1 protein-coding gene is annotated in these 239 nt (G+C 42.3%); it reads left to right on the plus strand.

Annotation, left to right across the window (positions count from 1 at the left end):
• The coding region (locus tag SB773_RS34390; protein WP_410595007.1) for an FGGY-family carbohydrate kinase at positions 1–239 on the plus strand (239 nt) is incomplete at both ends.

A 239-nucleotide genomic window follows, 5' to 3' on the forward strand; every position in this document is an offset into this window, starting at 1 on the left:
CCTTTAAAAGAGCTTACCGGCGAACCGAAAAAACTTCAAGCGACCGGTGGTTTTGCAACGTCGGAACTTTGGAGACAGATGATCGCAGCTATCTTTCATCAAGACGTATATGTTCCTGAAAGTTTCGAAAGTTCCTGCTTAGGAGCTGCGATCCTCGGTTTATATAGTTTAGGAGAAGTAGATACGTTGCATGTAGTTTCTGAAATGGTTGGGGCAAATTTTTACCATGAACCAAACAT

This window comes from Bacillus sp. SIMBA_074 (genome assembly GCF_046534555.1).
In the GTDB taxonomy this organism is placed as follows: Bacteria; Bacillota; Bacilli; order Bacillales; family Bacillaceae_G; genus Bacillus_A; species Bacillus_A mycoides.